Source organism: Mycoplasmopsis felis ATCC 23391, assembly GCF_000701865.1.
Classification (GTDB): Bacteria; Bacillota_I; Bacilli_A; order Mycoplasmatales; family Metamycoplasmataceae; genus Mycoplasmopsis; species Mycoplasmopsis felis.
In genome coordinates this window covers 1-8,408 of sequence record NZ_JNKA01000030.1, presented here as the reverse complement: position 1 = coordinate 8,408, position 8,408 = coordinate 1, and the positions used below count along the sequence as shown (strand labels likewise).

The following is an 8,408-nucleotide window of genomic DNA, read 5'->3' as shown; positions in this document are numbered from 1 at the left end:
TCTTAGTACGAGAGGACCGGAGTGGACGTACCGCTGGTGTTCCAGTTGTTCTGCCAAGAGCATAGCTGGGTAGCTAAGTACGGAAGGGATAACCGCTGAAAGCATCTAAGTGGGAAGCCTCCTCAGAGATAAGTATTCCCTTGAAATTCCTTGTAGACTACGAGGTTGATAGGATGGAAGTGTAAGTGTAGTAATACATTCAGCTGACCATTACTAATAAATTGATAGGTTTAAAAGTTAAAATGTATTCAGACATTTTAATGAATTATTAATTACTATTCAGTTTTGAAAGAACAAAGCCCAAATGGGCATTTTTTTATTTTATTTAATGTATATTAATGATTTACAAAAAAGCGAAAATTTAATATAATTAAAATATTATTAAAGAGGAGATTAAATTGCTTATTTTTTCACGTTTTTGATATAAATTATCACACAAATGAAGGAGTTTTTGAGAAACAAAAACTTTATTAAAAAAGATTATTTATACACTGTTTCTATTAACAATTTTTATTTTAGGAACAACTATTACAGCACCCTTCATAAGCATTGCCAACCCTAATCAATTATCAGAAAATTCATTCTTAAATACATTGAATTTAATAGGGGGAGGTGGTTTAAGACAATTTTCATTTTTTGCTTTAGGTATAAGCCCTTTTATAAATGCTTCATTAATTATGATGGTTCTACAATCCAAAATCTTCCCACCAATTCATAAACTAAGTCAAAGTGGACCTCAAGGAAGAATCAAGATAAATATAATTACTAGATTTGTGACTTTAATTATTGCTTTTCCTCAAGCTATAATGCTAACTAGAACCTTATCAACTGGAGATTCAATATTTATAAGAGTTGTAGGAACTAGTTATTTTAGCGAAAGCACATTAATTTACTTTATTATTCCTTTAATATTAGTTGCAGCATCTTTATTAGCATTATTTATCTCAGAACAAATAACTAATAAAGGAGTTGGAAATGGTACTAGTTTAATAATATTTGCAGGTATAGCAAATAGATTACCTTTCCAATTTCAATCAGCATTATCTTATTATATAGGTGATTATAACGATAATACCTTACTTAAAGGTGTGGTCAGTTTTTTTAGTTATGTAATTATATATGTATTTATTATTTTTATTATTACAATAGTTTATATAGCTGAAAGACATATTCCTATTCAACAAGTAGGAGAAGGAAGATCTAAAAACCGTAAAGAAATGGGTAAATTACCTATTAAAGCAAACCCTGGCGGAATAATGCCTATAATTTTTGCGATGATGGTATTATCTTTCCCTTCTATGATCGCTAACATATTACCTAATACAAGTCCATCAAAACAATGAATTAATACTAATTTACAATTTACACAACCAATAGGTTTTAGTATATTAATAATAATTATATTCGTCTTTTCTTTATTGATGGGAATTCAGCAATCTAAAGTAGATAAAATAGCTGAAGATTTTACAAAAAATACAACATTTATTCCTGGTATAAGACCAGGTGAAGAAACACAAGATTATTTAATAGCAGTAGTTTTTAGATTAAGTGTTTTTTCATCAATGTTTTTATTGGTGCTAGGAAGTATGCAATTTATCGAAATAATGGCAAATATTCTCCCTCAAACGATAGCCTTCGGTGGTACTGGTATGATGATTTTAGTTTCTACATCATTAGAAACTATTGACCAATTAAGAGCAAGAAATAAAACAAATAAATTATCAAAAGCAAAAAGACTAACAGTTCAAAATGTTGAAAATCTTGAGAATTATCTAGATGTTTCAAAAGATAGCGAAGGTTTATTATGATAAAACAAAATTTAATTTTTATGGGACAACCCGGTGTTGGAAAAGGAACAGTTGCTTCATTAATAGCAAAAAATTCTGAATTAGTTCATTTATCAACAGGGAGTATTTTTAGAAGCGAAATATCTAACAAAACTGAGCTAGGAAAAAAAGTAGAATTTTATGTTAATTCAGGTGGTTATGTACCTGATGAAATAACTAACGAAATAGTAAAACAAGCTATCTTAAAGTTAAAAAAAGAAAATAAATATCTTATTTTAGACGGTTTTCCAAGAACAATTGCACAAGCAGAGTTTTTAAAAAATATCCCAGATTTAAATTTTAAGGTTATTGAATTAACAGTACCTGAATCTATTATCTTGGAAAGATTAAGCGGAAGAAGGGTTTGTACAAAATGTGGAACAGGTTATCACATTAAATTTAAACCACCAATAAAAGAAGGTGTTTGTGATATAGATAACGAACAATTGTTAATAAGAAATGATGATAAACCAGAAAAAATAATTAATAGACTATCAATTTATAATGAACAAACCAAACCACTGCTAAGTTATTATAAAAATGATAATAGTTTAGTTGAAATTACAGCAATTGAAGAACCTGAAAATGTAGCAAAAAAAGTTATTGAAATACTTAAATAAAATGGTAAAATTATGATACTTTTTATAAAAGTATCATTTTTATTACTTTTTTAGAAAATGATGGAGGTTATTTATGATACAAATTCTTAATAAAGAAGAAATAAAAAAAATAACCAAAAGTTGTTCTATCTTGGCAGAAGTAAAACAAATTGTTTGAGACTTTATAAGACCAGGGGTTTCTTTAAAAGATATTGATCAATTAGCTTTTAAAGAAATTATAAAAAGAAATGCAAAACCTGCTTTTTTAGGATTGTATGGATTTCCTGCAACAAGTTGCATTTCAGTTAATGAAGAATTGATCCATGGTATTCCTTCTGATTATATTGTCCAAGACGGAGACTTAATTAGTGTTGATTTAGGATGTATATGAGAAGGTTATAACAGTGATAGCGCTTTTACAAAACCAGTTGGTAATGTTTCTCAAGAAGATTTAAAACTAATAAATGTAGCAAAAGAAGCATTCAATGAAGGTTTAAAATCAATTAAAAAAGGCGCTAGAGTAGGTGATATCAGTTATGCAATAGGAGAATACATAAAAAAACATAATTTATTCACTCCTAATGAATTCTGTGGTCACGGAATAGGTAAGAAACTACATCAAGATCCTGATGTTCATAATACAGGTAAAAAAGGAACAGGTCCATTACTAAAAGATGGTATGGTAATTTGTATTGAACCAATGATTACTCAAACCCCTTATATCAAACAAAAAAATGATGGATGAACAATAGTTAGTTCTGATAATACAAGAACGGCTCATTATGAACATACTGTTTTAATACAAGATGGTAAAGGTATAGTTCTTACGAAAGGAATATAATTTGGCAAAAGATGCAATAAAATTTAAAGCAATCGTTAAAGAAGCTCATACTACTGATTTATATACAGTTGAACTTGAAGATAACGGTGCATTAATTAAAGCTCATATTTCTGGAAAAATGAGAGTAAATCATATTCGTATTTTACCAGGTGATACAGTTGATGTAGAAATGAGTCCTTATGATTTAACTCAAGGACGAATAGTATATCGTCACAAATAAAAAGGAGAACTAATGAAAGTTAGAGCAAGTGTAAAGCGTATTTGTAAAGATTGTAAAATTATCAAACGTCAAGGTGTAAATCGTGTAATTTGTATAAATCCAAAACACAAACAAAGACAAGGTTAAAAAGGAGAAATAAATGGCTAGAATTTTAAACGTTGAAATTCCTAATGATAAACGTGTTGTTATTTCATTAACATACATTTATGGAATTGGTAAAACATTAGCACAACAAATTTGTCAAAAGGCAAAAGTAAGTGAAGATGCTCGTGTTAAAAATTTAAGTGAAGAAGAATTATCAAGAATTCGTGAAGCAGCAAAAGAATATACAACAGAAGGAGATTTACGTAGAGAAGTTACATTAAACATTAAGCGTTTAATGGAAATTAAATGTTACCGTGGAATTAGACACCGTAAAGGATTACCAGTTCGTGGTCAATCAACTCAAAAGAATGCTCGTACACGTAAAGGTCCAAGAAAAACAGTTGCTGGAAAGAAAGGTAAATAATAATGGCACGTAAAACAAAGAAAAAAAATATTGTTAGCGGAATTGCACATATTCACTCTTCAAATCAAAATACAATTGTTACATTTACTGATGAAAATGGTAATGTTATAGCTTGATCTTCAGCAGGAGCAATTGGATACAAAGGTACAAAGAAAAAAACTCCATATGCAGCAGGTTTAGCAGCTCAAGCAGCAGCAGAAGCAGCAAAAGAACATGGTATTAAAAGTGTTAAAGTTGAATTAAAAGGACTAGGTGCAGGTAAAGATGCAGCTAGAAAACAAATAGAAGTTGCTGGAATTACAGTAACTGAAGTTAAAGATGTAACACCGGTTCCACACAACGGAACTAGACCACCAAAACGTATTTTAAAACGTGAACGTGCTAAAAAATAATTTAAGACCAAAATATTTTCAAGGAGATTTATATGGAAAAAATGCAACCATTATCTTATAGAGAAAAACCAGTTTTTAAACAACAAAATGACTTCGAAACAGTATTTACCTTACAAGGACTTGAAAGAGGGATGGCTAATACAATTGGTGTTGCTTTAAGAAGAGTTTTATTATCGAGAATTACATCCCTTGCACCATTTTGTGTAAGAATAGAAGGAATAGAACACGAATTCGGAACTATTAAAGATGTAGTAGAAGATGTTCCAAAGTTAATTATGAATTTACGTCAAGTTAAGTTCACATATAATTCAAACTTAGTAGCAGATGATGAAATAGTTAAAGTAACTTTACATTCAAATGAAGAAAATATCATAACAGCTGGTAAGTTAGAAATTTCTAATCCTTCAGTAAAAGTAGTTGATACTTCAGTGCATATAGCAGAAGTTTCAAATCCTAATGCATTAAAACTTGAAATGTTTTTAAGAGTTGGACGCGGATTTATGTCATTTGAAGAAAATAAAATTTATATTAGCAACCCACAAGTCAAATCACAACTAGAAAGCAACATCAAAAAAGGTGAATTTATAGCAGTAGACTCAGAATTTTCACCAATTAATAAAGTATTTTATAATGTCAGAGAATTAAACTCATCTTCACCTAAAATAGAAGAAGAATTAGAATTTACAGTTATTACTCACGGAACTGTGTCAGCAAAAGAAGCTATAAAAAATGCTTCTGAGATCTTGATTGGTCACTTTGGAGTAATAGGTGATGTTGATAAAATGGAAAATGTAAGTATTTTCGAAGAACCAAAAGTTGAAAAAGAAGAAAAACCTGAAGATGATTTAGATGTTGTCAATTTAGGTCTTAGTGTTCGTTCATTAAATGCATTAAGAAAAGCAAGTATCAAGAAGGTAAGTCAATTAACCTCTATGAGAAAAGAAGATCTTGAAAACATTAAAAACTTAGGTAAAAAGTCTGTAGATGAAATAATTAAAAAAATTGAAGAATTTGGTTATAAATTAAAAGAGGGAGAAGAATAATATGGCAAACCCAACACAAATTTATTCACGTGATACAAAATGAAGAAATGGTGTTATGCGTTCATTAGTGAGTGAATTATTAGCTCATGGACACATTAAAACAACTTTAACAAGAGCAAAAGAAGTTAGAAGACACGCTGAGAGAATGATTCAAAAAGCTAAAAACCCAACATTAGCAAATAGACGTGCTGTAGCAAGTTATGTACGTGATATTCAAGTTAATGAAAAACAAAATGTATTAAAATATTTATTTGACACAATTGCACCAAAATACACAGAAAGAGATGGTGGTTATACAAGAATTATTAAACTACCAAAACGTTTAGGTGATAATACAAGAATGGCTATTATCGAATTAGTTTAATTTTACATACAATGAGCTTTAAGGTTTTATAATAAAACAACTAGTAAAAAACTAGTTGTTTTTTATTTTTTATACAAACATTTTTTTAATAACGGGAAGTGTAGTTAAATCTGTGCACCGCTTAACTAGGTAATTATTGCATAACTGATTCATCAAGTAAAAATTGTATTAGTCCTACATAATATATTCCATTATCATCATGATATGGAATAATATTATCTTTTAAAACAACAATCTTCTTAAATGAATCGTTAATTTTTCTTAGTGATAAAGTCTCTTGTTCCCTTTTTTGTTCAGATTCAATATTAAAAGCAGACTGAATATAAAATTTTTTGTATCCTAAATTAACAACAAAATCTATTTCCAGTTGAACTTTTTTACGTTTATTATCTATATTAGACTGTATTTCAACCACACCAACATCTACATTGTAATCTCTTGCTAATAACTCATTATAAATAATATTTTCCATTAAATGTGTATATTCAATTTGTCTAAAATTTAACCTAGCATTTCTTAAGCCAACATCACTAAAATAATATTTTACAGGTGTAGAAAAATACCTTGAACCCTTTACATCGTATCTATCAGCTTTGCTGATTAAATATGATTCTTGAAAACAATCTAAATACTTCAAAATTGTTTTAGAAGCTAAGTTAATCTTTTTTTCAGATAAAAACCTGTTTGATAATTTAGTTGGATTAGTTAAGGAACCAATATTTGAAGATACAAAATCTAATAAAATTTCAATAATGTCTTTATTGTTTTTTAGTTTATTTCTTTCTAAAATATCACTAATATAAGTATGATCGAACAAGTCTTTTAAGTATAAATTCTTATCTTTAAAATTACTTAAAGAATAAATATAAGGCATTCCACCATATACTAAATAGTGTTCTAATGCAGTATTATTATTTTCAAACAATCTATTTATTTCTTTGAAACTAAACGGATTGACATGTATTCTATCTCCACGCCCCCTAAATTGTGTTAAAACTTGTGAAGATAACATTTTTGAGTTGCTTCATGTTATGTAGATATCAAGATTTTTGATTTTCATTAATGCTAATAAAGTATCAACAAATGTTATTTCATCACCATTTTCAACATATTGGTTTTTTATTCCAGAACACATTTGTATTTCATCAATAAAAGCATAATATTGATGATTATTTTCTATTTTACTTTTGATAAAGTTATTTAACTTAATGGGATTTCTTAATTCAATATTTTCAATATCTTCTAATGAAATTGTAATAATTTGTTTACTGTTAATATTTTGAGAAATTAAATATTCCTTAAATAAATTAAATAATAAATATGACTTTCCACATCTTCTTATACCGGTTAAAATTTTAATTTTATTATTATGCATTTTACTAATTAATTTGTTTAAATAAAAATCACGATTAACATTCATTTTTCTCCTAAGTAAAATTTAAGTGTATTTACACCTTTTTTAACTTAAACTTTTCTAATAAGTTATATTTTATGTTTTTATATATAATTGAGAAACAAAGGAACTCACTTATTACATAGAATGTAAATCTTTTTTTGCTATTTTTTTATTATTCATTTGATTATTTTAAAATGTTTGTAAACAGTTCTAAATAATTTTTTTTCTTGAAATTTCTCATTTGCTTTTATGTAGACAAAATCTTTAAATCTTTATTATTTTGTAAAATAACCTCAACTTTGTCACTTTTTATAATTACCTTAGTTTCTCACTTTTATTTAAAAATACGTTTAGGCTAAAAAATATCTAAGCGTATTTTTAAATAAAAGTAAAAAATCAGAAAATGTTATGATCTTATAATAAAATAAGAGGTATAAATAATATTTATTTAAATTATAAAAAATATAAAATTGTTATAACAGAATTTGATGATGTTATTTCTTTTATCAATAAATATAAATCTAATTTATTGATAAAAGATAAACAACATTTTATTTTGAAATTAAAATCAAATGATTTTGAAGAAAAATTCAATTGGATTTTAGAATCATAGATTGAAATAATAAACAACATTTAACTTTTTTATATCATTTACTTTGTTCGACATTATTGGATACTTTTTCTATTTTATTTGAAAATAAAATAGAAAAGATGATTTTGTATATGTGGATAAAAATGACACTTTTCATATTAAATTTCATAATATCATAAATTGAAATAATTCAGATAATACAGATATATTTTATTTTATAAGGTTATATAAATTATACAAACATTTTTTGTAATAATGCTGCTTTGAGTTGTTTAAGTTTGTTGATTTTAGATTGGTAAAGATTGATTAGGGTATCAATATTACTAAAAAAATCTCCGATTTTTTGTTGTTCGGAAATATTCGGTAATAGAATATTTAGTTTCATAAATCTTCTATTAGATATATTAAATCTTGAAATACCTTGAGCAAGTAAAACTATGTCTTTTCTTAGTTCATTGTTTCTTAAGTTGTATGCAAGGAAGTTTATATAATAATTATTTATGTTGTTTAACCTTATGCCAAAACAAAATGAATTTAAATATATATTTTCCTTATCTTTAAAAGGTCAAATCGATGTAATTCCAACTTCTTCTGGTATTTCAGAAGAAGTTGTAACAAAAATATCTC

12 protein-coding genes and 1 rRNA gene are annotated in these 8,408 nt (G+C 26.9%); 11 read left to right on the top strand and 2 right to left on the bottom strand.

Going from position 1 to position 8,408, the window contains the following annotated elements; all coding sequences use genetic code 4:
• The 10 genes from T405_RS03270 to rplQ all read left to right on the top strand — a co-directional run.
• Positions 1–238, top strand: a 23S ribosomal RNA gene (locus tag T405_RS03270); the annotation flags it as partial.
• Between the two features lie 154 nt (positions 239–392).
• A complete protein-coding gene (gene secY, locus T405_RS03265) occupies positions 393–1,811 on the top strand; it encodes a preprotein translocase subunit SecY (protein WP_036431177.1) in 1,419 nt (472 codons plus the stop codon).
• Positions 1,805–2,446 (top strand): adenylate kinase family protein, encoded by a 642-nt coding sequence (locus tag T405_RS03260; protein WP_036431174.1) that lies wholly within the window; start codon positions 1,805–1,807, stop codon positions 2,444–2,446. The genes secY and T405_RS03260 overlap by 7 nt, the downstream gene beginning before the upstream one ends.
• Positions 2,447–2,519: 73 nt before the next feature.
• A complete protein-coding gene (gene map, locus T405_RS03255; protein ID WP_036431173.1) occupies positions 2,520–3,266 on the top strand; it encodes a type I methionyl aminopeptidase in 747 nt (248 codons plus the stop codon).
• Position 3,267: 1 nt separating this feature from the next.
• Entirely contained in the window at positions 3,268–3,486 is a 219-nt protein-coding gene (infA, locus tag T405_RS03250) for a translation initiation factor IF-1 (RefSeq protein WP_036431170.1), read from the top strand.
• A 12-nt stretch (positions 3,487–3,498) separates the two neighbouring features.
• On the top strand, positions 3,499–3,612 hold the full coding sequence (rpmJ, locus tag T405_RS03245; protein ID WP_036431167.1) for a 50S ribosomal protein L36: 114 nt from the start codon (positions 3,499–3,501) through the stop codon (positions 3,610–3,612).
• 13 nt (positions 3,613–3,625) lie between these two features.
• Positions 3,626–3,994, top strand: a complete 369-nt coding sequence (rpsM, locus tag T405_RS03240; protein ID WP_036431164.1) for a 30S ribosomal protein S13 — start codon at positions 3,626–3,628, stop codon at positions 3,992–3,994.
• Between the two features lie 2 nt (positions 3,995–3,996).
• A complete protein-coding gene (gene rpsK / locus T405_RS03235) occupies positions 3,997–4,386 on the top strand; it encodes a 30S ribosomal protein S11 (protein WP_036431161.1) in 390 nt (129 codons plus the stop codon).
• A 32-nt stretch (positions 4,387–4,418) separates the two neighbouring features.
• On the top strand, positions 4,419–5,429 hold the full coding sequence (locus T405_RS03230; protein ID WP_036431158.1) for a DNA-directed RNA polymerase subunit alpha: 1,011 nt from the start codon (positions 4,419–4,421) through the stop codon (positions 5,427–5,429).
• A 1-nt stretch (position 5,430) separates the two neighbouring features.
• Entirely contained in the window at positions 5,431–5,793 is a 363-nt protein-coding gene (rplQ, locus tag T405_RS03225; protein WP_036431155.1) for a 50S ribosomal protein L17, read from the top strand.
• 133 nt (positions 5,794–5,926) lie between these two features.
• Here rplQ and T405_RS03220 read toward each other — a convergent pair whose 3' ends face one another.
• The gene (locus T405_RS03220) at positions 5,927–7,213 is read right to left on the bottom strand and encodes an ATP-binding protein (protein WP_036431151.1); all 1,287 of its coding nucleotides are present in this window, start codon (positions 7,211–7,213) and stop codon (positions 5,927–5,929) included.
• A 379-nt stretch (positions 7,214–7,592) separates the two neighbouring features.
• On the opposite strand from T405_RS03220, the gene T405_RS03215 reads away from it, so the two are divergent.
• Positions 7,593–7,802 carry a hypothetical protein gene (locus T405_RS03215; protein ID WP_036431148.1) on the top strand — a complete coding sequence of 70 codons (210 nt, stop codon included), beginning with the start codon at positions 7,593–7,595 and terminating at the stop codon, positions 7,800–7,802.
• A 211-nt stretch (positions 7,803–8,013) separates the two neighbouring features.
• On the opposite strand, the gene T405_RS03210 is transcribed toward T405_RS03215, so the two are convergent.
• A partial coding sequence (locus T405_RS03210; protein ID WP_198763727.1) for a restriction endonuclease subunit S occupies positions 8,014–8,408 on the bottom strand: 395 nt, incomplete at its 5' end.